The 23,644-nt window shown below is 72.2% G+C and carries 18 protein-coding genes; 9 read left to right on the top strand and 9 right to left on the bottom strand.

From position 1 onward, the window contains the following. Positions 1-182: 182 nt before the first annotated feature. The 5 genes from BLW78_RS31970 (at position 183) to BLW78_RS02990 (ending at position 3,852) form a co-directional block, all read left to right on the top strand. Positions 183-314 carry a hypothetical protein gene (locus tag BLW78_RS31970; protein WP_280142447.1) on the top strand — a complete coding sequence of 44 codons (132 nt, stop codon included), beginning with the start codon at positions 183-185 and terminating at the stop codon, positions 312-314. Further along, on the top strand, positions 311-2,359 hold the full coding sequence (locus BLW78_RS03005) for an FUSC family protein (protein ID WP_091676550.1): 2,049 nt from the start codon (positions 311-313) through the stop codon (positions 2,357-2,359). Before BLW78_RS31970 ends, BLW78_RS03005 begins: the two co-directional genes overlap by 4 nt. Continuing rightward, a complete protein-coding gene (locus BLW78_RS03000) occupies positions 2,356-2,565 on the top strand; it encodes a DUF1656 domain-containing protein (protein WP_091676547.1) in 210 nt (69 codons plus the stop codon). The genes BLW78_RS03005 and BLW78_RS03000 overlap by 4 nt, the downstream gene beginning before the upstream one ends. Then, positions 2,562-3,488, top strand: coding sequence for an efflux RND transporter periplasmic adaptor subunit (locus BLW78_RS02995; protein ID WP_091676544.1), 927 nt, complete (start codon positions 2,562-2,564; stop codon positions 3,486-3,488). Before BLW78_RS03000 ends, BLW78_RS02995 begins: the two co-directional genes overlap by 4 nt. 73 nt (positions 3,489-3,561) lie before the next feature. Further along, positions 3,562-3,852, top strand: a complete 291-nt coding sequence (locus BLW78_RS02990) for a hypothetical protein (RefSeq protein WP_091676543.1) — start codon at positions 3,562-3,564, stop codon at positions 3,850-3,852. An 82-nt stretch (positions 3,853-3,934) separates the two neighbouring features. On the opposite strand, the gene BLW78_RS02985 is transcribed toward BLW78_RS02990, so the two are convergent. The 6 genes from BLW78_RS02985 to BLW78_RS02960 all read right to left on the bottom strand — a co-directional run bounded on the left by BLW78_RS02985 (position 3,935) and on the right by BLW78_RS02960 (position 12,413). Next, positions 3,935-5,407, bottom strand: a complete 1,473-nt coding sequence (locus BLW78_RS02985; RefSeq protein ID WP_020095068.1) for an NAD-dependent succinate-semialdehyde dehydrogenase — start codon at positions 5,405-5,407, stop codon at positions 3,935-3,937. Further along, positions 5,400-7,412: an acyl CoA:acetate/3-ketoacid CoA transferase gene (locus BLW78_RS02980; RefSeq protein ID WP_091676540.1), complete on the bottom strand. Its 2,013-nt coding sequence runs from the start codon at positions 7,410-7,412 to the stop codon at positions 5,400-5,402. The genes BLW78_RS02985 and BLW78_RS02980 overlap by 8 nt, the downstream gene beginning before the upstream one ends. Before the next feature lie 24 nt (positions 7,413-7,436). Continuing rightward, positions 7,437-8,567, bottom strand: coding sequence for a class III poly(R)-hydroxyalkanoic acid synthase subunit PhaC (gene phaC, locus BLW78_RS02975; protein ID WP_091676539.1), 1,131 nt, complete (start codon positions 8,565-8,567; stop codon positions 7,437-7,439). Further along, positions 8,560-9,390: a poly(R)-hydroxyalkanoic acid synthase subunit PhaE gene (locus BLW78_RS02970; RefSeq protein ID WP_091676536.1), complete on the bottom strand. Its 831-nt coding sequence runs from the start codon at positions 9,388-9,390 to the stop codon at positions 8,560-8,562. The genes phaC and BLW78_RS02970 overlap by 8 nt, the downstream gene beginning before the upstream one ends. A gap of 151 nt (positions 9,391-9,541) precedes the next feature. Next, positions 9,542-10,717 carry an iron-containing alcohol dehydrogenase gene (locus BLW78_RS02965; RefSeq protein WP_091676533.1) on the bottom strand — a complete coding sequence of 392 codons (1,176 nt, stop codon included), beginning with the start codon at positions 10,715-10,717 and terminating at the stop codon, positions 9,542-9,544. A 43-nt stretch (positions 10,718-10,760) separates the two neighbouring features. Next, positions 10,761-12,413 carry an acetolactate synthase large subunit gene (locus tag BLW78_RS02960; protein WP_020095074.1) on the bottom strand — a complete coding sequence of 551 codons (1,653 nt, stop codon included), beginning with the start codon at positions 12,411-12,413 and terminating at the stop codon, positions 10,761-10,763. A gap of 264 nt (positions 12,414-12,677) precedes the next feature. On the opposite strand from BLW78_RS02960, the gene BLW78_RS02955 reads away from it, so the two are divergent. Beyond that, positions 12,678-14,165, top strand: a complete 1,488-nt coding sequence (locus BLW78_RS02955) for a DUF2252 domain-containing protein (protein WP_091676531.1) — start codon at positions 12,678-12,680, stop codon at positions 14,163-14,165. Between the two features lie 113 nt (positions 14,166-14,278). Here BLW78_RS02955 and BLW78_RS02950 read toward each other — a convergent pair whose 3' ends face one another. Both BLW78_RS02950 and BLW78_RS02945 read right to left on the bottom strand, forming a co-directional pair. Continuing rightward, on the bottom strand, positions 14,279-15,217 hold the full coding sequence (locus BLW78_RS02950; RefSeq protein WP_091676528.1) for a LysR family transcriptional regulator: 939 nt from the start codon (positions 15,215-15,217) through the stop codon (positions 14,279-14,281). Between the two features lie 937 nt (positions 15,218-16,154). After that, positions 16,155-17,798: an FAD-dependent oxidoreductase gene (locus BLW78_RS02945; protein ID WP_091676526.1), complete on the bottom strand. Its 1,644-nt coding sequence runs from the start codon at positions 17,796-17,798 to the stop codon at positions 16,155-16,157. Between the two features lie 222 nt (positions 17,799-18,020). Between BLW78_RS02945 and BLW78_RS02940 the strand changes: the two genes are divergently transcribed. From BLW78_RS02940 to gluQRS, 3 genes are read left to right on the top strand one after another with little or no spacing between them, the layout of a single operon-like run. Next, positions 18,021-20,051, top strand: coding sequence for an ATP-binding protein (locus BLW78_RS02940; RefSeq protein ID WP_091676523.1), 2,031 nt, complete (start codon positions 18,021-18,023; stop codon positions 20,049-20,051). A gap of 44 nt (positions 20,052-20,095) precedes the next feature. Beyond that, positions 20,096-20,377 carry a hypothetical protein gene (locus BLW78_RS02935; protein WP_091676521.1) on the top strand — a complete coding sequence of 94 codons (282 nt, stop codon included), beginning with the start codon at positions 20,096-20,098 and terminating at the stop codon, positions 20,375-20,377. Between the two features lie 16 nt (positions 20,378-20,393). Beyond that, positions 20,394-21,257 (top strand): tRNA glutamyl-Q(34) synthetase GluQRS, encoded by an 864-nt coding sequence (gene gluQRS, locus BLW78_RS02930; protein WP_091676518.1) that lies wholly within the window; start codon positions 20,394-20,396, stop codon positions 21,255-21,257. Positions 21,258-21,273: 16 nt separating this feature from the next. Here gluQRS and BLW78_RS02925 read toward each other — a convergent pair whose 3' ends face one another. Further along, a complete protein-coding gene (locus tag BLW78_RS02925) occupies positions 21,274-23,298 on the bottom strand; it encodes a M23 family metallopeptidase (protein WP_091676515.1) in 2,025 nt (674 codons plus the stop codon). Positions 23,299-23,644 lie beyond the last annotated feature (346 nt).

Here is a 23,644-nt window from a genome sequence, read left to right as displayed (position 1 = left end):
AGCGACCGGATCATATGCGCCTGCCGCAGAACAAACCCAAGTCATGGGTCGACTCATTCATCTGACGCATCCCTGACCCCCTCGCGGCATCCCTCAATGGAGATCGATATGAGGCTATCTATCGGCGTGCGAGCCGATTGATCCGGTGACTTCGCCGGCTCCTCGCGACGGTGGATCAGGTTGTGACCGGCATCGATGGTCCGACGACGCGCGGGCGACTGCAACAGATCGACACCCACGTCCTCCTGACCACCGGCCGCCACCGGCGCCGCTCCGCCGTCGGGGCCGCGCGCGAGCCGGAGCCGGTGTCGTGACCCTCCCCGGATGGCGCGACTGGGCCTTCGCGCTGAAGACCTACGCGGCGGCGATGCTCGCCCTGTACCTCGCGCTCTGGATCGACCTGCCGCGGCCCTACTGGGCCCTCGGCACCGTCTACATCACCAGCCAGGTCCTCTCCGGCGCGACGCGCGCGAAGGCCGCGTACCGGGTCTGCGGCACCGTGCTCGGCGCGGCGGTCAGCGTCGTGCTGGTGCCGAACCTCGTGAACGCGCCGCTCCTGCTGAGCCTCGCGGTGGCGCTCTGGGTCGCGCTCTGCCTCTACGTCTCCCTCCTCGACCGGACCCCCGCGAGCTACCTGCCGATGCTCGCCGGCTACACGGCGGCGCTGATCGGTTTCCCCGCCGTCGACGATCCCGGGGCGATCTTCGACACGGCGGTGGGGCGGGCCGAGGAGATCTCCCTCGGTATCGTCTGCGCCAGCCTCGCCGCCACGCTGATCCTGCCGCAATCGGCGGCCCCGCTCATCGTCGGACGGCTGAACGACTGGTCGGCGGAGGCCCGGGCCTGGATCCGGAGCGCCCTCGCGGCCGCCCGCGCGCCGGAGGCCGCGGGGCCGAGCCAGGGCCGGCGCCTGCGCCTCGCCTCGGACGCGATCGGCCTCGACGCCCTCGGCCTCGCCCTGCGCAACGAGGCGACGGGCGCGGAGCGCGCCGCCGAGGCCTTCGCGCCCCTCCGTCAGCACATGCTGATGGTCCTGCCGATCGTCGCCGCCGTGGCGGACCGCGTCGCCGCCCTCGAGCAGGCCGGGGCGCTGTCGGCGCGGGTCCGGGCCTTCCTGTCTGACCTCGCCGTCTGGCTCGCCGACGAGGTCGACGATCCGGATCGCGCCGCGCGGCTGCGCGACCGGATCGACGGGTTCGAGCCCGCCCTCGGCCGGGCGCCGGACTGGAACACGCTCCTCCTCGCGAGCCTCGCGGCGCGCCTGCGCGACGTCATCGACCTGCGCCAGGATCTACGGGCACTGCGCGGCCACCTCGCGGCCGGCACCGCGCCCCGCGCGCCGCTCGCCTTCGCCTACACGGCCCGCGTCCGGTCGATCCGCCACCGGGACCACGGGCTGGCCGCGTTCTCGGCCTTCGGGGTGTTCGCGGGCCTGCTCGCCTGCTGCACCATCTGGATCGCCACCGGCTGGCCGGACGGCTCCGCGGCGCCGATGATGGGCGCGGTCGCCTGCTGCCTGTTCGCCGCGCAGGACGATCCCGCGCCGCAGATCCTGAGCTTCGCCAACTCGGCGATCGTCGGCGCCCTCGGCGCGGGCCTCTACCTGTTCGCCGTGCTGCCGCTCGCCACCTCCTTCGAGATGCTGGCCCTCGCGCTCGCGCCGGCCCTGATCCTGTGCGGCCTGATGATGACGCAGCCGCGCACCGCCCCGATGGGCATGGGCGCGGCGCTGAACGGCGCGACCCTGCTGGCCCTCCAGAACGGCTACAGCGGGGACTTCGCGCCCTTCGCCAACGGGGTGATCGCCTCGGTGGTGGGCATGTGGATCGCCGCCGCGGTGACCCGGGTGATCCGCTCGGTCGGCGCCGGCTGGAGCGCGCGGCGGCTGATCGGGATCAACCGGCGCAGCCTCGCGGCCGCCGCGGACGGGCGCGGCACCGGCCACGGGCTCGAACTCGCGGCCCTCATGCTCGACCGCGTCGGCCTGATCGCGCCGCGGCTGGCGAGCCTGCCCGCGGACACGTCCGCCTCCGTGGGCGACCTGCTGGCCGATGTCCGGGTGGGCATCAACCTCGTGGAGGTCCGCCGGGTGCGCCGGCGGCTGACGGGCCCGGCCCGCAGCACCGTCGACCGGGTCCTCGCGCTGGCGGCGCGCCAGCTGCGCGGCCGGACCGACCGGCCGGACGCGGCGCTGCTCGCGGCGCTGGACGAGGCGCTCGACGCCGTCGCGGGCGCGGCCCCGTCGCCGGAGCGGCGCGCCGCCCTGATCGGCCTCACCGGCCTGCGCCGCGGGCTCTTCGCCGACGCGCCGGCCTACCGGGCGGCGCCAGCCCTGGACCACCGGGAGATGGCGGCATGATGGGCGAGATCGACCTCTGCGGCGTGTTCGTGCCGGGCCTCGCCCTCTGGATGGCGCTGGCCTTCGCCCTCGGCCTGCCGCTGCGCTGCCTGCTCGCGGCGACCGGCCTCTACCGCCTCGTCTGGCACCGGCCGCTCTTCGACCTCGCCCTCTACGTCGTCCTGCTCGGCGGCGTGGTGACCCTCGCCCACCGGACCCTGCCATGACCGCCCTGTTCTCCGCCCTCGGCCGCCTCCTGGTCACCCTCGGCATGGTCGCCGCGGCGCTGATCGTCGGCCTCGGCCTGTGGGACTATTACATGGACGCCCCCTGGACCCGGGACGGGCGCGTGCGCGCCGACGTGGTGGCGGTGGCCCCCGACGTCTCCGGCCTCGTCACCGAGGTGCTGGTGGAGGACAATCAGGTCGTGCGGAAGGGCGACATCCTGTTCCGGATCGATCCGGACCGGTTCCGCCTGGGGCTGCGGCAGGCGGAGGCGATGGTGGAGGGCCGCAAGGCGACCGCCGAGCAGGAGGCGGCCGACTACGCCCGCTACAGCAGGCTCTCCGACGCGGCGGTGTCGCAGCAGCGGGTCGAGGCCGCCAAGGCGGCCGACCTGTCGGCGCGGGCCGCCTACGAGCAGGGCCTGGCGGATCGCGACCTCGCCAAGCTCAACCTGGAGCGCTCGGCGGTGCGCGCCCCGGTCAACGGCCGGATCACCAACATGGAGCTGCGGCCGGGCGCCTACGTCACCACCGGACGCGGCGTCATGGCGCTGATCGACAGCGACACCGTCCGGATCGAGGGCTACTTCGAGGAGACGAAGCTGCCGCGGATCCGCGTCGGCGCGCCCGTGACCGTCGAGCTCATGGGCGAGGACGGGGCGCTCCGCGGCCACGTCGCCAGCATCGCCGGCGGCATCGGCGAGACCGGCCGCAGCGACGCCTCCAACCTGCTCGCGAACGTGAACCCGACCTTCTCGTGGGTGCGCCTCGCCCAGCGCATCCCGGTGCGGATCAGCCTCGACGGCGGCACGGCGGATCCGCGGCTGGTGAGCGGCCGGACCGCGACGGTCTCGATCGCGCCGGCGGCCGGCGGGGAGGCCCTGCGCTGGCCCTGGACGGGGTGGCGCGAGGCGCGCACCCGCTGAAGGCGCGACCGAACCATCCGGGCGCGCCCGGGTTGGCCTCACACCACAGCCCAACGACCTGTCAGGAGGCCCCATGTCGAAGACGATCCTCGCCCTCGCCACATCATTGGTACTCGCCACGTCCGGGGCGGCGCTGGCCCAGGCGCCGCAGACCGGCGGCGCCAACCAGGGCAACGTCAACAAGTCCGGCGCGGTCGGCGGCACCGGGACGGGGACCGGCTCCATGGAGAGCACCGGGTCCACCGGCGCCGGCATGGCGCCCGGCACCAGCGGCGGCCCGCGGGTCAGCACGCCCGGCGCCCCCGCCGGCAGCAGCTCGGGCAACGGCGCCACGGGCAGCGGCGCTGCGCCGAGCGGAAAGTAGGCCCCGCCGGTTCTCCCTCCCGCCTGCGCGGGGGGAGGGAGAACCCGTCAGGTCCCGATCCGGACCGGCGTGTGCCCCGGCCCTACGCGCCGAGGCCGCCCACGCACAGGTACTTGGTGTTCAGGTAATCCTCGATGCCCTGGTACGAGCCCTCGCGGCCGAGGCCGGATTCCTTCACGCCGCCGAAGGGCGCCACCTCGGTGGTGATGATCCCCTCGTTGATCCCGACCATGCCGTATTCCAGCGCCTCCGCGACCCGGAAGGTGCGGCCGAGGTCGCGGGTGTAGAAGTAGCAGGCGAGCCCGTACTCGGTGTCGTTGGCCATGCGGATCGCCTCCGCCTCGTCGCGGAAGCGGAACAGCGGCGCCAGCGGCCCGAAGGTCTCTTCCCGGGCCACCGCCATGGCGGGGGTGGCGCCGGTGATCACCGTCGGCTCGAAGAACTGGCCGCCCAGCGCGTGGCGATGGCCGCCCGCCACCACCCGACCGCCCTTCTCCACGGCGTCGCGGATATGGGCCTCGGTCTTCTCCACCGCGGCCATGTCGATCAGCGGCCCCTGGGCGACGCCGTCCTCGACGCCGTTGCCGACCTTCAGGCGGTTGGCCGCCTCGGCCATCTTCTCCGCGAAGGCGTCGTAGATCCCGTCCTGCACCAGGAACCGGTTGGTGCAGATGCAGGTCTGGCCGGAATTGCGGTACTTGGCGAGCATCGCGCCCGCCACCGCCTTGTCGAGGTCGGCGTCGTCGAACACGATGAAGGGCGCGTTGCCGCCGAGCTCCATCGAGACCTTCTTCACCGTGTGGGCGGCCTGCTCCAGCAGCACCTTGCCGACCTCGGTGGAGCCGGTGAACGTGATCTTCTTCACGAGCGGGTTGCCGGTCATCTCGGCGCCGATGGCGCGGGCCGAGCCGGTGAGGATCGAGACCGTGCCGGCCGGGAAGCCGGCGCGCTCGCACAGCACGCCCCAGGCGAGGCCCGAGAGCGGGGTCTGCGAGGCGGGCTTGATCACGATCGGGCAGCCGGCGGCCAGAGCCGGGGCGATCTTGCGGGCGATCATCGAGGACGGGAAGTTCCACGGCGTGATCGCCGCCACGACGCCGACCGGCTCCTTGGTGACGAGGATCTTGCGGTCGCCCCAGGGGGAGGGGACCACGTCGCCGTAGACGCGGCGCGCCTCTTCCGCGAACCACAGCACGTAGGCGGCCGACATGGCGACCTCGCCGCGGGACTCGGTCAGCGACTTGCCCTGCTCGGCGGTGAGGATCTGCGCCAGATCCTCCTGATGCTCGGTCACGAGCGCCGCGAGCTTGCGCAGCAGCACGGCGCGCTCGTTGGCGGTCTTGGCGCGCCACGCCGGGTAGGCCTCGTGCGCCGCCTTGATCGCCTGCCGGGTCTCGTCGGCGCCGGCATTCGGCACCTTGGCGATCAGCGCGCCGGTCGCCGGGTTGGTGACGTCGATGCTACCGGAACCGGCCTTCGACCATGCGCCGCCGATCAGGCAGGCATCGACCAGCAGGGCGCGGTCCTTCAGGGAGGGGGTCTCGAACTCAGGCATCCAACGGTTCCTTCGGCGGCCGCGGCATGTCGGGCTGGGACATGCCGGGCCGCGGCTTGAGAGGCACGCTCTGGGCCGTATTCCTCGCCTGCGCCTCGGCTTTTGTCTCGAAGACATGGGGAGCCAGGTCGCGGCTCGCCAACGAGGCGCCGAGTTTCAATCGCAAGAACGCGCTCGTGGTATACCGGGACGCGGTCTCGTAATAGCGGTTTTCGAGATAGGCGATCGCCGAGAAGTAGGCGTCGCTCACCGTCGGGTCGATCTCGAACCCGTCGTAATTGGCGATCAGGTGGACCTTCCTGCCGATCTCCTGGCAGGCGCGCTCGTATTCGCGGCGCACCAGCTCGACGTCGTCGATGGTCCGGACCTGGAAGCCCTCGAGGTTTGAGAACAGGATGTTGCGCTCCGGGTCGTAGCTGATCCGCTCCGACAGCGAGAGGCCCAGCAGCCAGGGTTCCAGCGCCATCACGGACTCGCGGAACAGGCGCGGATCCATCGGCTGCGGATCCTGCACGATCGGGGTGAAGCCCATCTGCCCGAGGATGTCGCGCGCGATGTCGATGCCCGGCGCGACCTCGACCAGCTCCATGCCGGCCCGGGTCCGCCGGAACACGCAGCGCTCGGTCACGTAGAGCACCGGCTGGCCGCGCTCGGCCGCGTAGGCCCCCGAGAACGTCACCTGCTCGACCGCGGCGATGAATTTCCGCGAGCGGCCCTCGCTGAGGATCCGGATGCCGCCGTCCTCCACGGCCACCTTGAGGCCGTCGGCCGTGAAGGTGCCGGCGAAGACGAGGCTCTTGGCGTTCTGCGAGATGTTGATGAACCCGCCCGCGCCCGCGAGCTTCTTGCCGAACCGGCTGACGTTGACGTTGCCCTCGGCGTCGCACTGGGCGAGGCCCAGGCATGCGAGATCGAGGCCGCCGCCGTCGTAGAAATCGAACTGCTGGTTCTGATGCAGCACCGCGGCCGGGTTCAGGGCGGCGCCGAAATCCAGGCCGCCCTGCGGCAGGCCGCCGATCACGCCCGGCTCGGCGGTGAGCGTCAGGTACTTGAGCACCCGCTCCTCGGCGGCGACCGCCGCGACGCCCTCGGGCATGCCGATGCCGAGATTGACCACACCGCCGGGCGGCAGCTCGAAGGCGCAGCGGCGGGCGATGACCTTGCGGGTGTCGAGCGCCATCGGGGCGATCCGGTCGAGCGGCACGCGCTGGCGGCCCGTGAAGGCGTGGTTGTAGGGCGTGCCGTAGGTCTGGCGGTGGTTCTCGGGCGTGCTCAGCACCACGCAATCGACCAGCACGCCGGGCACCTGCACCTCGCGCGGGTTGAGGGAGCCGGCCTCGGCGAGCCGCTCGACCTGGGCGATCACGAAGCCGCCCGAGTTCTTCGCCGCCATGGCGGCGGCGAGGTTGTCGAGGGTGAGCGCCTCGCGCTCCATGGTGATGTTGCCGGCCGGGTCGGCCGTGGTGCCGCGGATCAGCGCGACGTTGACCGGGAAGGCCTTGTAGTGGAGCCAGGATTCGCCGCCGAGCTCGACCACGCTGACGAGGTCCTCCTTCGTGACGGCGTTGAGCTTGCCGCCCTCCAGACGGGGGTCGACGAAGGTGCGCAGGCCCACCTTGGTGATGTGGCCCGGCGTGTGGGCGGCGATCTCGCGGTAGAGGTGCGAGACCACGCCGAGCGGCAGGTTGTAGGCCTCGATCTCGCCCGCCACCGCCATGGCGCCGAGCTTCGGCACGAGCGCCCAGTGGCCGCCGACGACGCGGCGTACGAGGCCCGGGATCGCGAGCTTGTTGAGGCCGCGCTCCTTGCCGTCGCCGGGGGCGGCGGCGAACATCAGGCCGATCCCGTGCGGGCCGTTGCCGGATTCGAAGCGGCGGGCGAGCGCCAGGATCAGCTCGTCGGGCGTGCCGATCCCGACGAAGCCCGAGACCGCGACCATGTCGCCGTCCTGCAGGATGGCGGCGGCCTCGTCGGCGCTGACGATCTTGTTCTTCAGGCTGCCCATGCGGCACTCCCCCGAGCCTGCACGTTATCCCCGCTTGCCGAGCCAGTCGGCGATGCCGGAGCCCAGCAGCTTCTGTGCCTTGCCGCCGACGAAGACGCCGACATGGCCGCCGGGCAGCCCCATCTCGGTGTAGTCGGTGGTGCCGATCCTGTCCTTCAGCGCCTGCGAGGTGGCCGGCGGGATGATGTGGTCGTCCTGAGCGAAGACGTTCAGCACCGGGCAGGTGATGGCCTTCAGGTCCACCCGCCGGCCGCCGAGCTCGAAGGCGCTCTCGACCAGCTTGTTGTCCTGGTAGAGGTCCTTCAGCCACTGCTTGGCGGCCTCGCCGGGATGGTCCGGACGGTCGGCGATCCACTTCTCCATGCGGAGGAAGTTCAGGAACTTCTTCTTGTCGTCGAGGGCGTCAAGCAGGTCGAGGTTGTACTTCGTCATGGTGCGCATCGGCGTCATCATCGAGAACACGGAGCCCATGAAGGCGCCGGGCAGGGAGCCCTGCGCCTCGATCAGCCGGTCCACGTCCTCGGGCGTGAGCGACCGGGTCCAGACGTTGATGAAGCCGTGGCCGGCCCGGTTCTCCCGCGTGTCGGCGTGGAAATCGATCGGCGTGATGGTCAGCACCATCGCGTTGACGGTCTCGGGGTAGAGCGCCGCGTAGCAGGTGGTGAAGACGCCGCCCTCGCAGATGCCGAGCAGGCTGACCTTATCCCGCCCGGCCGCCTCCTGGATGAAGGCGACGCACTCGGCGAGGTAGCCGTCCACGTAGTCGTCGATGGTGACGTAGCGGTCGGCCCGGCCCGGATTGCCCCAGTCGACGACGTAGAGGTCGAGGCCGAGATTCAGGAGATTGCGGACGAGCGAGCGGTCCTCCTGAAGGTCGGCCATCGTGTAGCGGCCGATCAGGCCGTAGACGATCAGCACCGGCGGCAGGCCCTTGCTCTCGGCGAGCGGCCGGTAGCGGTAGAGGCTGACCTTGTCCTGGCTCCAGACCAGGTCCTTCGGCGTGGTGGCGATCTCGACATCGGCGTCGCTGACATCGGCGAACAGCCTGGCGCCCTCGCTGATGCGGCGGCCGAGGGTGCCGACCTCGGCCAACAACGCGGCCGGGGTGAGATTCAGCGGGGCGGCCGGCCCCTTCGGCTTCTCCTGATCAGCCATGGGCGTCCTCCCCGACCCGTGAACCGCCGGCTCTCGCGGTCTTGCCGGCCTGCCGACGCTCGCGGCGGAGCGCCCGGACTTCCCGGCGCAGCTCGGTCAGGCTCTTGTGGACGTCGTCGAGCTCGGCCCGGGTCGGCTGGCCGTAGATCTCGGACAGGAAGGCCGCGACGTCCTGCTGGGCGAGCCGGAGGTCCGTGGAGGCCCGCAGGACCGCCCGCTGCGAGGCCAGGAACGCGTCGGAGCGCTGGACCTCCAGGAGGACCGCGTTGGCGGTCTCGATCCACCGGCTCATCATCTCGCGGGCGGAGGCGAAGCTCTCGCCGTTTTCGGCGCGGGCATTGGCCTCCTTCGCGAAGGTCCCGGCCGCCCTCGTCCAAGCCTGCAGCATCACGGCCTGATGCTCGCTCTGCGCCCGCCGCAGGCTCGCCCAGGCGGTGAACAGCGCCGCGTAGCGCCGCTCGGTCTGCCACAGGTCGGCGAGTTGCGGCCCCTCGGCCATGCGGGTGAGGGCGGCGTCGAACTCGGCCGAGCCGCCGAGCCAGGCCTGCGGATCGAAGATCCGGGCGAGCACCGCTCCGGCCGTCGGGTCCGGTGCGCCGGGGCCGCCCTGGAGCGAGCGCGTCAGCGTCTGCGAGAGGGCGCTGGCGGCGGTCCAGGCCTCGGTCAGCTTGGCCTGCGCCGCGGCGAGATCCGCGAGGTCGCCGCCCGGGAAGGTCGGCCAGCCGAACCCGGGCGCGGACTGCCCGGCGCCCGGGGTGAAGAAGCCCGCGCCGGCCCGCGTCCAGAACTCGCTCATCGCCCGGAACGCGTCGAACTGGTCCATGCTGGCGTCTCTCCTCACAGCCCCGAGGCTGAAACCGTCGCCCCCGCCCTCGCGAGCGGAGCGAAGCGATCCAGCAGCGCCATGCTCAACGACGGCGCGTCTCCCTGGGTCGCTTCGCTGCGCTCGCGATGACGGAGCCGGCGACCCGCGCTCACGCGGCCGGTCGCGCTTCCCCGAGGGCTTCCGCGTAGATCGCGAAGGCGTCGTCGTAGGTGACCTCGCGCGGGTTGTTCACGAGGAGCCGCGTCTGCTTCATCGCGTCGGTGGCCATGCGCTCCAGGTCCTGCCGGGCGACACCGACCTCGGCGAGCGAGGCCGGCACCTTGCAGTCGCAGCAGATCGCGTCGAGGCTCTCCACGAAGCGCTTGGCGGCCTCGGACCGCGGCAGGTCGGCGGCCGCGGGGTCGAGGATCGGCGCGAGCTCCGCGTAGAGTCCTTCAGCATGCGAGAGGTTGAAGCGCATCACCCCCATCAGCACCAGGGCGTTCGAGAGCCCGTGCGGCACGTGGAAGATCGCGCCGACCGGGTAGGCGAGGGCGTGCACCGCCGCCACCGGCGCGTTGGCGAAGGCCATGCCGGCGAGCATCGAGCCGAGCAGCATGCCGGAGCGCGCCTCGAGGTTCTTCCCGTCCGTGCAGGCGGTCCGGATGTTGGCCGAGAGCAGCGCCAGGGCCTGCTTGGCGAGCTGGTCGGAGATCGGGTTCTTCTTGTTCTTGCTGGTGAAGGCCTCGATGGCGTGGACCATGGCGTCGATGCCGGTCGCCGCGGTGACGTGCGACGGCAGGCCGAGCGTCAGCTCCGGGTCGAGCACCGCCCAGTCGGGCAGGAGCTTCGGGGCGACGACGCCCTTCTTCTCGGTGGTCGGCGTCGTGACGATCGAGATCGGCGTCACCTCCGAGCCGGTGCCGGCCGTGGTCGGCACCAGGATCAGCGGCAGGCGGTCGCCCTTGGCGAGGCCGACACCGTAGATCGCGTCGAGCGGCTCGTCGGACTTGGCGAGGTAGGCCACGAGCTTGGCGGTATCGAGCGCCGAGCCGCCGCCGATCGACAGAACGAGGTCGGTCCCGAGCTCGCGGGCGCGCTTGGCCGCCGCCTCGATCACCGTCGAGGGCGGGTCGGCGACCACGTCCTCGTAGACGTCGAGGGTGACGCCGGCTTCCGCCAGCGCCGCCTCGGCGGCCTGGGTGAGGCCGGCGCCGCGCACGCCCTTGTCGGTGACGAGGAGGACGCGCTTGGCCCCGAAGCTGCCGACGATCTCGGGCAGCTTCTTCGCGGCGCCGGCCTCGAACAGCACGTTCGGCGTGGTCTGGAAGGTGAACGGGTTCATCGCGCTGCCCTGTCTTGCGTGCCGACCATCTGCGAAACCGGCCTCACTCGGCCGGCTCGAAATCCTTCACCTTGGCGCGCAGCTCGTCGACCAGCACGCGGGTGTTCTCCGAGTAGTCGATCGGCACCGCCACGAGGTGCACCCCGCCCGCCGCGAAGGCCCGGTCCAGCGTCGGCACGAGGTCGTTGACCGACTCGACCCGGTGGCCGGTCGCCCCGTACGACTTGGCGTAGAGGACGAAGTCCGGGTTGCTGAAGGTCATGCCGTAATCGGCGAACTTGTCGACCGCCTGCTTCCAGCGGATCATCCCGTAGGCCGAGTCGTCGAGCACCAGCACCACGAGGTTGAGCTTCAGCCGGACGGCGGTCTCCATCTCCTGGCTGTTCATCATGAACCCGCCGTCGCCGCAGACGGCCATCACGCGCCGCTTCGGGTAGAGCATCGCCGCCATCATGGCCGAGGGCAGGCCCGCGCCCATCGTGGCCAGCGCGTTGTCGAGGAGCAGCGTGTTGGCGACGTAGGTGCGGTAGTTCCGGGCGAACCAGATCTTGTACATGCCGTTGTCGAGGCACACGATCCCGTCCTCCGGGATCACCCGGCGCACGTCGCGCACGAGGCGCTGCGGCGTCACCGGGAAGCGGTCCTCGCCGGCCCGATCGGCGATGTGGCCGAGGATGTGCTCGCGCAGGTGCAGCAGCGCGCCCGCGTTCGGGAGCTTGCCGTCGAGCTTGTCGGCCAGCAGCTTCAGCGTCGGCCCAAGGTCGCCGACCACCTCGGCATCCGGATAGTACACCTGCTCGACGTTGGCCGGCATGTAGCCGATGTGGACGACCTTCTGGTCGGCTTGGCCCATGAAGAAGGGCGGCTTCTCGATCGTGTCGTGGCCGATGGCGATGATCAGGTCGGCCTTGTCGATCGCCTCGTGGACGTAGTCGCGCTCGGAGAGGGCCGCGGTGCCCATGTAGAGGTCGGTCCCGCCCGCCACCGTGCCCTTGCCCATCTGGGTGGTGAAGAACGGGATGCCGGTGCGCTGCACGAAGCCGCCGAGCTCGCCGGTGGCGCGGGGGCGGCTCGCGGCGGCGCCCAGCATGATCAGCGGGCGCTTGGCCTTCAGGATCATGTCCGCGGCGCGCGCGATCGCGGTCGGATGCGCGACCGGGATGTCGATCGGGTGCGAGGGGACGAGGTCGGCCTCGGCCTCCTCGGAGGCGATGTCCTCGGGCAGCTCCAGCAGCACCGGGCCGGGGCGCTCCTCGGTGGCGACCCGGAAGGCGTCGCGCACGATGGTGGGGATCGAGGAGGCCGAGACGATCTGCCGGGCCATCTTGGTGATCGGCTTCATCGACGAGATCACGTCGACGATCTGGAACTTGGCCTGGCGCGAGGACAGGATGCCCTTCTGGCCGGTGATGATGATCATCGGCATGGCGCCGAGATGGGCGTAGGCCGCGCCGGTGGAGAAGTTCAGGGCGCCCGGGCCGAGCGTCGAGAGGCAGACGCCGGGGCGGCCGGTGAGCCGGCCGTGGGTGGCGGCCATGAAGCTCGCCGCCTGCTCGTGGCGGGTCAGGACCAGCTCGATCTTGGAGTTGCGCAGAGATTCGACGACGTCGAGGTTCTCCTCCCCGGGAATCCCGAAGATGCGGTCGACGCCCTCGTTCTCGAGGGCCGCGACGAGGAGATCTGAACCTTTGGGCATGCGACGTCTCGCTGATGTAACGGTGTTCCCCGGCCGTCCGGGTCGATTCCGGCACTGTGATCGCGAGGCCGTGAACGACACGAGACGGAGGAACACCCCCCGAATACTCGGTTCGTTAGAGGGCCCCCCTGTAGGGTGGTCAAGGGCCGTCCGGGCCCGTGACGTCACAGAGCCGGCCGGATGCTAACGTGCGGTCCGCCGCCCCGGCTTCGGGCCGGTCGAGCGCACCGGCGGGGCCGACCCGGCTGCCGCGATGGGACAGCGATGGATCGCATCGAGAGCGACAAGACCGTGCCGCCGGGGGACCGGGATGCGGATGCCCCGGCCGTGGACTCGGTGCTGGCACCGGTCGCCGATTTCCCGCGGATCGACCTCCGCGCGGGCGTCGAGGCCTGGGACAAGCGGCGCAGGGCCGGCAAGCGGCTGCGCGCCGAGGTGCCCCACGCGGGCCAGGCCGCGCTGGCTTCCGATCCCGACCGGCCCGACCCGGTCGCCCTGATCGAGGCCGCCCACGCGGGCCGCCAGCCGCACCTGATCCCGCTGCGGGTCGCCCGGATGGCGAGCTCGCCCTTCGCGTTCCTGCGCGGGGCCGCGCACGTCATGGCCTGGGACCTGTCGCGCGGGCCGCGCAGCGGCATCGACGTCGTGATGAACGGCGACGCGCACACCGACAATTTCGGCCTGTTCGGCACGCCGCAGCGCGACATCGTCCTCGACCTCAACGATTTCGACGAGGTCACGATCGGCCCGTGGGAGTGGGACCTCAAGCGCCTCGCGGCCGGGCTGGCGGTCGCCACGGACGACGCCGGCGTGCCGGCGGCCGAGCGGCGCGCGGCCGTCATGGAGGCGGTCTCCGGCTACCAGCACACGATGCGGCGCCTCGCGCCGCAGGGCTCCCTCGACGTCTGGTACCAGACGACCCGCGCCGACGGCCCGCACATCGCCGGGCTGCAGATGAACGCGGAGGCCCGGGCCGTGGTCCGCCGGGCGGTTGACAAGGCGCGGCGTCGCAACAACCGCAGCCTGCTCGCCCAGGTGGCCGAGCGGCGCACCGACGGCACCTGGCAATTGCAGACCGACGCGCCGATCCTGACGCCCGTGGACGCGGCGACCCGCGAGGGCGTCGTCACCGGCCTGGAGCGCTACGCCGAGACCCTGCCGCGGGAGCGGCGCTTCATGCTCGATCGCTACCACGTGGTCGACGTCGCCCACCGCGTCGTCGGCGTCGGCAGCGTCGGGACCCGGGCCTACCTCGCCCTGCTGTTCGGCAATTCCGACGCCGACGCGCTCTTCCTGCAGGTCAAGGAGGCGGTCCGACCGGCGCACGCGCCGTACCTGCCGGGCGTGCCGGCGCCGTTCTCCGGGCACGAGGGCGAGCGGGTGATCTACGGCCAGCGCCTGCTCCAGGCGGTGGGCGACCCGCTGCTCGGCTGGACCAGCATCGCGGGCCGCCCGTTCTACGTGCGCCAGATGAAGAACCTGAAGGGCGCGATCCCGCTGGCGCGGATGTCCGGCGCGCCGCTCCTGACCTTCTCGTACGCCTACGGGACGCTGCTGGCGCGCGCCCACGCGCGGACCGGCGACGCGGCGGCGATCGCCGGCTATTGCGGCAGCGGCAAGCACCACGACCTGAGCGGGGCGATCGCCGACTGGGCCGCGGCCTACGCGGAGCGCAATGCGGCCGACTTCGCCCTGTTCCGCGCGGCGATCGCGAGCGGCCGCCTGGAGGCCGCGGACGATCCGTGCCTGTGACGGTGCGGTCTGCTCGCGGCCGGTCGATGCCGTCCGCACGTCCGTCCTCGCGAGCGGAGCGAAGTGAGGACGGCACGGAATGCCTCGACCGTCGCGTTCAAGCGGAAAGCGTATCAGATGATGCCCGGCGCCGGCGGCTCGTGGGCCAGCCGGACCAGGAGGTCCCGCAGCCAGCGGTGGGCCGGGTCGTGGTCGTAGGAGGCGTGCCACAGCATCGACACGGGCACGTCGTCGAGGGGCACCGGCACGGGGCTGACGCTCAGCGCCAGGGCACTGGCGAAGGAGGTGGCGAGCCGGGCGTGCATCGTGGCGATCACCGGCGCCGCGCGGACCATGAACGGGACCACGAGGAAGCGCGGGGTCGTCACCGCCAGGGTGCGCGAGCGCCCGATCAGCGCGAGGGCGTCGTCGACGACCCCGTGGGCGGTCTCGCGCAGGGACGTCAGCACGTGGGGGAAGCGCAGGTAATCGTCGAGCCCGATCGGCGGCTCCAGGCCGATCAGGGCGGCGTTGAACAGCACCACGTAGCTGTCCCGGTAGAGGAGGCGCTGCTTGTGGTGGAGCTGCCCCTCCGAGAACAGGCCGATGGCGAGGTCGACTCGGTCGGCGTCGAGCTCGTCGAGGATCCGGGTCCGGTCGACCGAGCGCAGCAGCAGCCGGATGCCGGGCGCGTCCCGGCGGAGCTGCGCGATCAGCCGCGGCCCGAGCAGCGCCTCGACGCTGTCGGGCAGGCTCACCGTGAAGGTGCGCGCGACGGTGGCCGGATCGAACCGCTCCTCCCGGTGCACCAGCGCCTGCACCTGCCGGAGGGTGGCGCGCAGCGGCTCGGCGATCTTGCGGGCGCGGGGCGTCGGCCGCATCCCGTCCGGCGCCCGGGTCAGGAGCTCGTCGTCGAACAGGCGGCGCAGGCGGGCGAGGCTCGAGCTCATCGCTGACTGGCCGATCCCGACCCGTGCGGCGGCCCGCGTGACGCTGCGCTCGTCGAGCAGCGCGTCGAGGGCGACCAGCAGGTTCAGGTCGATCCGGCTGAGATCGATATGGTCGATGGCCACGGGCGTCGCGTTCGGTGGAGGATCGGAGTGCTGACATAGCAGATGCGACGGCTTGCCCATCATCCCGAAGTCGCGCCGCGGCGTCCCGGAGTGACGGCAGGGCTCGGCCCATGTGACAGTGCCCGCGGCCGATGAGTCTTCGGCACCGACGTCCTTGCGAGCGGAGCGAAGCAATCCAGCAGCGCGACGCCTGCCGATGTTGCGCGACCCTGGGTCGCTTCGCTGCGCTCGCGATGACGGAGAGGCGCGCGTCGACCGCGCTGCGCGGCTCAGTTTGCCTTGACAATGTTCCTATTTTGTGCTTCATGACCGCACCTGTCCGCGGCGGCCCGGGAGCGATCCCGGGCCGTCCTTCGGGGGCCCGCCCGGTGGCTGACCGTGCGGGTCCGGGGACGGGGCGGCGCCCGCGTCGGTGGCTCTCAGCCGCCATCGCCCCGGGCGACGGACCGGTGCGGGGCGTGCCTCGGACGCGGGCGTGAGACCGGGCGGCACTGTGCCCGGCGGGGTGAGGAAATGCCCCCGCGCCGACCCGCCTCTGGGCCGACCCTGAGCGACCTGCGGACCCGCCCACTACGAGGCGGGGAACGGCTGGAAGGCCACGGCGCCGATGCGGGTTCCGGAGGTGCGGGCACGGCGTGCGCGCACCTCGACCGAGACCGCTAACGGGGAGTCGCAGGACCGGGACGTCGGAGACGCCGCGACGAGACAGACGGCACCGGCCGGGGACCATGCCCGGTCGATGCCGCGGGGCGCCGCGGGGATCGGATCCCGCGCGTACTTGGCCGACACCTGGGTTCCCGCGGCGTCCCGCGTCCCTCGTGCTCGCCTCCCGGGCCATGCCCCCGGCGCCAGTCGGCGCGCGGGGACGATCACGCGTGTCCGGTGCCGGCACCTCGGGACGAGCCGGGGAGAGCGATGGTTCGCGCCCCGCCGGTCCTCAGGCCGGCAGCGGCTCGCGCGGCTCGGTGTGGTCGAACAGCCGGGGCGGCGCGATCGCGTCCCGGGCGCCCATCCGGGCGACGAGATGATCGGCGACCCGCAGGGCGTTGGCGATGATGGTCAACGTCGGGTTCACGGCGCCGATCGACGGGAAGAAGCTGGCGTCGGTCACGTAGAGGTTGTCCAGCTCGTGCGCCTTGCAGTTGGTGTCGAGCACCGACGTCCTCGGATCCGCGCCGAACCGCAGGGTCCCCGCCTGGTGGGCCGTCCCGCCGATCGGGACGTTCTTGCCCAGGTAGAGCGAGCGGTCGAACAGGTGCGGGTGGATGTCGGTGAAGCTGCAGATCTCGCGCAGCTTGTGCCGGAGCCGCTTGTGCGCCTCGACGTTCGTCTCGGTGAGGTCGAGATGGACCTTGCCGCCCTTGTAGAAGATCCGGTTCTGCGGCAGCGGCACGTCCTCGGAGGTCAGCCAGAAGTCGACGGAGTGCTTGGCGATCCAATCGAACGGCTTGTCGGGGAACCATTGCAGGAAGCCGGGCAGGCCCTCGCCGTGGATCTGGGCGCCGTCCGACTTGCCGACCATCTGGATGTGGCCGAGCGGGAAGTCCCAGCCATCCTTCGGGTCCGGATCGCCGAAGTAGAAGTCGTTGAGGCCGAGCGTCTTCTGGAACCGGGTCGGGTTCGGGACCTTCGAGATCGCCAGCACCGTCGAGTTGTTGTGGCGCATGTAGTTGCGCCCGACCTGATCCGACCCGTTGGCGAGGCCGTTCGGGTGGCGGTCGCTGGCCGAGCGCAGCAGCAGCAGCGCCGAGGAGAGGGCGCCGCAGGCCACCACCACGATGTCGGCCGAGGCCTCGAACGGCGCGCCGTCGCGGTTCCCGACGACGCCCGTGACGGTGCGGCCGGAGGCGTCGGTGACGAGGCGCTCGACGTAGGTGCGGGTGAGCAGCGTCAGGTTCGGGCAGTCGCGCAGGGCGGGGTCGACCACCATGGTCTGCGCGTCCGACTTGCCGTTGGTGGGGCAGGGGAAGCCGTCGAACGACTCGCACTTGATGCAGGGCGAGGTCGGCACCGCGCGGCCGTCCTTCTCCACCAGCCGCACGCCCACCGGCAGGTGGAACGGGTGGTGGCCGGCCCGCTTCAGGTTGTCGAACAGCTCCTGGATCCGCGGCTCGTGCGCCACCGGCGGATGGGCGTAGGGCTTGGTCGACCAGGGCTCGGTCGGGTCCTCGCCGCGCAGGCCGTGAACGTGGAACAGCTCCTCGGCCGCCTGGTAGTACGGCTCGAAGACGTCGTACCCGACCGGCCAGGCCGGCGCGACGCCGTCCTGGTGGCGGATCTCGGCGAAGTCCTTCTCGCGGAGGCGGAAGAGGATCGAGCCGTAGAACTTCGAGTTCCCGCCGACGTAATAGTGCAGGCCCGGGTGGAAATTCTTGCCGTCGGAGGAGTACCATGTCTCCTTGGCCTGGTAGTAGCCGTCGACGATCACCGCCTGACTGTCCCAGTTCCGCGGCTCGCGCAGCAGGTAGTCGCCGCGCTCGATCAGCAGGATGCGCTTGCCGGTCTGGGCGAGGCGCCACGCCATCGTGCCGCCGCCGGGACCGGACCCGACAATGATGACGTCGTAGTGCTCACCGGGCATGTACCGTCTCCGTCCGGACCTGCGTCCTGGCAGGCAACTCGCGAGCCGCTTCTCGGATCACCGCACGGTACCGTTGATCCCGCGCCGCGTCGCGGACTCCGCCGCGGATTCCGCCGCGGACTCCGCGAAGTCCGCAACCGGCGGTTAAGGGCCTTTCCCAACGCCGCCTTCAGCTTCGGCTGCGATCCTGCAGCGGACCGGCCCGATGCCGGGGAGGCCGGAATGATCGACACGCTGGCGCCTGTCCTGGCGCTCCTGACCGCGGCCGCACTGGCCTTCGGCCTCTGGCGCCGGCTCGGAACGCGCCGCGCCGAGCGCGAGGCCGAGCGGCTGCAGGACCGCCTCTGGCGGATCAGCGAGAGCGAGGACCGCTACCGGGCCCTGGTGGCCGCCACCACCGAGATCATCGTCCAGCGGGATGCCCGCGGGCGCATCACCTACGCCAACGAGGATTTCGCCCGCCTCCTCGGCCGCGAGCCGATCGCGCTGATCGGCTCCCAGGACGATCTCGAGATCCTCGACCGGAACGCCGTGGAGATCGGGCCGGACGGGGTCCGCCGCCTGGAGGCGCAGGTCCGGACGGCGGACGGGCGGGCGCGCTGGTTCGCCTTCGTGGAGATGCCGGTGGCGCACGGCGACGCGACGCACTGGCTGCGCGCGGGCCGGGACGTGACCGCGCGGGTCGAGGCGATCCGCAGCCGCGACGCGGCCCTGGAGCGCGCCGAGGCGGCGAGCGTCGCCAAATCCCGCTTCCTGGCGACCGTGAGCCACGAGATGCGGACGCCGCTCAACGGCATCCTGGGCATGGCCGACCTCGTGCTCGGGACCGCGTTGAACCCCGAGCAGCGCACCTACGTGGAGGCGGTGCGCACCAGCGGCCAGGCGCTGCTCGGCCTGATCGACGGGGTCCTCGACTTCTCGCGGATCGAGGCCGGGCGCCTCGACCTCGCGGCCGAGCCCTTCGACCTGCCGGCCCTCTCCGAGGGGGTCGTCGAGCTGCTGGCGCCCCGCGCCCAGGACAAGGGCATCGAGATCGCCCTCGACGTGGCCGAGGACTTCCCGGCCGCGATCCTGGGCGACGCCGACCGGGTGCGGCAGATCCTGATCAACCTCGCCGGCAACGCCATCAAGTTCACCGAGCGCGGCGGCGTCGGCGTCAGCCTGAGCTTCGCGCGGGCCGGGACCGGCGGCGAGGTCGTGCTCGCCGTGGCGGATACCGGCCCGGGGATCCCGGAGGAGCGGCTGCCGATCCTGTTCGAGGAGTTCGAGCAGGGCGACGGCAGCGCGAGCCGCAGCCACGAGGGCACCGGGCTGGGCCTCGCCATCACGCGGCGGCTCGTGACCCGCATGGGCGGGCGGATCGAGGCGGATTCGCGCCTCGGCCGGGGCTCGACCTTCCGGGTCCTGCTGCCGCTCGCCGAGGTCGCGGCGGCCGAGGATGGCGGGCGCGCGCCGCTGCCGACGCTCGCCCCGCGGCGCTGCCTGATCGTCGCCGACTCGCCGTTCCAGGCCCCGTACCTCGCCCGCAGCCTGTCCCGGGCCGGGGCCGCCACCGTGATCGTCGACAGCCTGGAATCGGGCCTCGACGCCCTGTCGGGCGCGGCCTTCGACGCGGTGCTGGCCGACCGGGCACTGGGCGACGCGGCGGTGCGCCAGATCGCCGACGCGGCCCGCGCCTGCGGGGTCCGCACCAGCCTCGTGCTGCTCTCGCCGTTCGACCGGCGCGGCTTCGGGTCCCCCGGCGCGGCGGGCTTCGACGGCTACCTGATCAAGCCTGTCCGGCCGCGCTCCCTGTTCGAGCGCCTGCTCGCGTCGACGGGCCCGGTCGAGGCCGCGGCCGCGCCGGCGGCGGAGCCGGCGTGCGTCGGCTCCAGCCTGCGGATCCTGCTGGCCGAGGACAACCCGATCAACGCCCTGCTGGCGACCCGGGCCCTGGAGCGCCTCGGCGCCACGGTGGTCCACGCCGTCGACGGCCTCGAGGCCCTCGCGCGGCTGGAGACGGACGGCCCCTTCGACCTCGCGCTGATCGACGTGCGGATGCCCCGCCTCGACGGGCACGAGACCGCCCGGCGGATCCGCGCCGCCGAAGCGGGCGGCGCGGACCGCCTCCACCTCGTCGCGCTGACCGCGAATGCCGGCCGGGAGGACGAGGTCGCCGCCCGGGCGGCCGGCTTCGACGGGTTCCTGGCCAAGCCGCTGAATCTGAAGCTGCTCCCGCCGCTGCTGGAGCGCCGATCCGCGCGGGCCGCCTGAGCGCGCGTTGACAGGCGGGCGGGTCCCGCGCCAACAGGAGGCCCATGTCGACCGTCAGCCCTCCGTCGCCCGCACCGCGCTCGTCGAGCGGCGCGCTTGCCGCCTGGGGCATCGCGATCCTCGTGATCGCCACCGTGCTCATCGGCGCCCTGGCGCCGGCGCGGCACGCGTCGCCGGCGGTGTCGGCGGCCGACGATCCGGCCTGCCTCGAGTGGACCGACGGCTGCAAGGTCTGCCGCCGCCTGGCGGAGGGACCGGCCTGCTCGCTGCCCGGGATCGCCTGCCAGCCCGGCGCGCCGCAGTGCGTGACCCGCCGGGACGGGTGATCTGCCGGACCGGTCCGTGACCGCCGCGGCTCCGGTGCTGCGCTTCGCGCCGAGCCCGAACGGGCGGCTGCACCTCGGCCACGCCTACTCGGCGCTGCTCAACGCGGACCTCGCCGCCCGGATGGGGGGCGTCTGCCGCCTGCGGATCGAGGACATCGATCCCGCGCGCTCGAAGCCGGACTTCGTCGACGGGATCGTCACCGACCTCGCCTGGCTCGGGCTGACCTATCCCGAACCGGTGCGGCGCCAGTCCCGGCACATGGCGGCCTACCGGACCGCCCTCGACGGGCTGATCGCGAGCGGGCTCGCCTATCCGTGCTTCTGTTCACGCGGCCAGATCCGGGCACGCGTCGCCTCCGGCGGCGACGGCCCCCGCGATCCGGACGGCGTGCCGCTCTATCCCGGCACCTGCCGCCACCTGGACCGGGCGGCGGCCGCGGACAGGATCGCCCGCGGCGACCCGCATACCTGGCGGCTCGACATGGCGGCCGCCCTGCGCCGCGCCGGCCCGACCCACGGCTACGTCGCCTTCGACACGGCCGGCGCGCACCGGGTCGCGGCGGATCCGGCACGCTGGGGGGACGCGGTGATCGCCCGGCGCGACGTGCCGACGAGCTACCACCTCGCCGTGGTCCACGACGACGCGGCGGAGGGGATCACCCACGTGGTGCGGGGCCGCGACCTCGAGGCGGCCACCGACCTGCACGTGCTCCTGCAGGCCCTGCTCGGCCTGCCGGTCCCGCGCTACCGCCACCACGCGCTGCTGCTCGATACCGGAGGCGAGAAGCTGGCCAAGTCGCGCGGCTCGCGATCCCTCTCGGATCTCCGGCAGGCCGGCGCGACGCCCGAGGCTGTCCGCGCCCGGCTCGGCTTCGCCTGAACGGCAGCGCGCTCCCTCAGCGGACCGCCGCGTCGCGCTGGGCGAGGGCCGTGGCGCTCTTCGACTTCTGCATGGTGGCGTCGATCTGCTCGCGCTGGCGCTTGAAGTCGGCGAGCAGGCGCCCGTCGAGTTCCCGGCCGCGGGGGACGCGGATCTTCATCGGGTCGACGAAGTGACCGTTGATGATCACCTCGTAGTGGAGGTGCGCGCCGGTCGACAGGCCGGTCGAGCCGACATAGCCGACGATCTGGCCCTGCCGGACCTTGACGCCCTCGCGGATGCCGCGGCCGAACCGCGACATGTGGTTGTAGGTCGTCACGTAGCCGTTGACGTGCTGCAGCTCGACCCGGTTGCCGTAGCCCGAGGTCATCTCCGCGCGGATCACCACGCCGTTGCCGGCCGCCATGATCGGCGTGCCGATCGGGTTCGACCAGTCGACGCCCGTATGCAGCTTGGCGTAGCCCAGCACCGGGTGACGGCGGTAACCGAAGCCGGAGCGCATGATCCCGTCGGCGATGGGCTTGCGCAGCAGGAACTTCTTCAGCGACCGGCCCTGCTCGTCGAGGTAGTCGATCGTGCCGTCGTCCGGCGACTGGAAGCGGTAGACTTTGCGGGTCTCTCCGCCGAGCGTCAGCGCCGCGTAGAGCAGGTCCGGACGATCGGCGCTGGCCTCGTCGTCGGTGCTGTAGAAGACGTCGAGCCCGTCACCGCTGCCGATGCGGCGCTGGAAGTCGAGGTCGTAGCTGAAGACGCGGACGATGTCCTCGACCGTGGCCCGCGGCAGGTCGTGGCGCGCCGCCGTCTCGTAGAGGCTCTGGTACAGGCGCGGCCCGGAGCCGGAATCCTCGTCCTCGTCCTCGCCGGCCTCCGCCTGAGGCTGTCCCTTGGGGGAGGGGGCCTCCTCGGCGGGGGGCGCCACCGACACGAAGGCGCCGCGGTCGTTCAGGGCCGCGATGCCCTCGATGCCGTTCTCGCCGTACAGCACCACGCGCGTCACCTGGCGGGGATCGCCGGGACGGGGCCCGGGGGCGACCTGGACGCGCATCGGTTGCCCCTCGTTGAGGGCAGCGGTGCGGGTCTTGCCCCCGAGCGCGGCGACGATGCCGCGGACGGCATCGTCGCTCGCGAGGCCGGTGGCCTTGAGCGTGGTCTCCAGTGTCTCGCCGCGCTTCAGCGCGAGATCGCGCTCCTCCACGAGCGGCGCCTCGTTGGCCTTCAGCTCGACCTTGGCGACCTTCGTGACGTTCTCCGGGACGACCAGCACCTCGATGGACTTGAACGGGTTCGCGTCCTTCGGCGCCGCGCCGTCGCCGTCGCCGGCCGCGCCCTGCTGGATCGTCCGCGACAGCATGATCTGCGGGGCGATCGGGATGGCGGCGCGGCGCCCTGCCTCGGCGGCGATGCGGCGCTCCTCCTCGACCTGCGCGGTGACGTCGTCGTCGGTGAGCGCGGGCGCGTTGGCGTCGACGGCAGCGTCGGCGAGTTCGCGCTTGACCACGGTGACCTCGGCGCTGGGGGCGTCGGCGGACGCGTCGGGCGCGCGCTCCAGCGGCTCGTCGGAGACGAATTTCATGGGGTCGAAGCGGGGCGGCTCGGCGGCGTAGACGCCCGTCGTCATCGACAGGGGCGTCGTCAGCCGCACGAAGGCCTTGGCTTTGATGATCTCGCGGTCGCCGAGGCGGACCGTGACCGGCGCCTTGAAGCTCTGCTTGGCCGAGGCGATCATGAGGTTGCGCACCAGCCGGTCGCCCTTGCGGGCGATGTTGGCGCCGCTCTCGCTCGGCTGGGGGCGGGGCATGATCGCAGCCTTCTCGGGAATGGCCGCGAAGGAGACGTCGCCCTGGAGGGACACGTGGAGCGCCGCAGCGATCAGACCGGCGCCGGTCAGGCCAGTGAGGCTGCTGGCGCAGAGCCAGCGGAGGTTGACGGCGCGTCGGTCGATCTGCGTCGCGGTCGCGCCGAGATGGTCGAGAGGCTCGTGCACCCCGCGTGCCGGGGGGAGGGCGGCCACGTCGCCGATCTTGAGTCGCTCGCGCTTCACTCGAAGGCCCTGAGAAGACGATGGCGAACGGGCGTTCCCGCGGGATCCGCGGCGCTGAGGCCGGGCTCGACCATACCGGAGGCGACATCCGCGCCCGGCAATCTCATCTCACGACCCAGCGTGTCGAGATTGAGGCGTGCTGCTCCCGAGCGCCAGCCCCGGCGCGGGAAAGACCGCGATCATCCACCGCCAGGCTTACGGGTGGTTCGCCGCGCCGACCGGCAAAAAGGGTGTTGACGGCCCGGATTGGCGGCTCTATACCCCGGCTCATCGGCGCCGGCCGCGGAAGTGGACCGGGCGCTGAGCCATCTTCTGACAAGCGGCGGGATTGGCCGGCGGGATTGCC

Origin of the sequence: Methylobacterium sp. 275MFSha3.1, from assembly GCF_900108435.1 — a bacterium.
In the GTDB taxonomy this organism is placed as follows: Bacteria; Pseudomonadota; Alphaproteobacteria; order Rhizobiales; family Beijerinckiaceae; genus Methylobacterium.
Note: the sequence above shows the minus strand (reverse complement) of the source record. Positions and strands in the feature narration are given on the sequence as shown.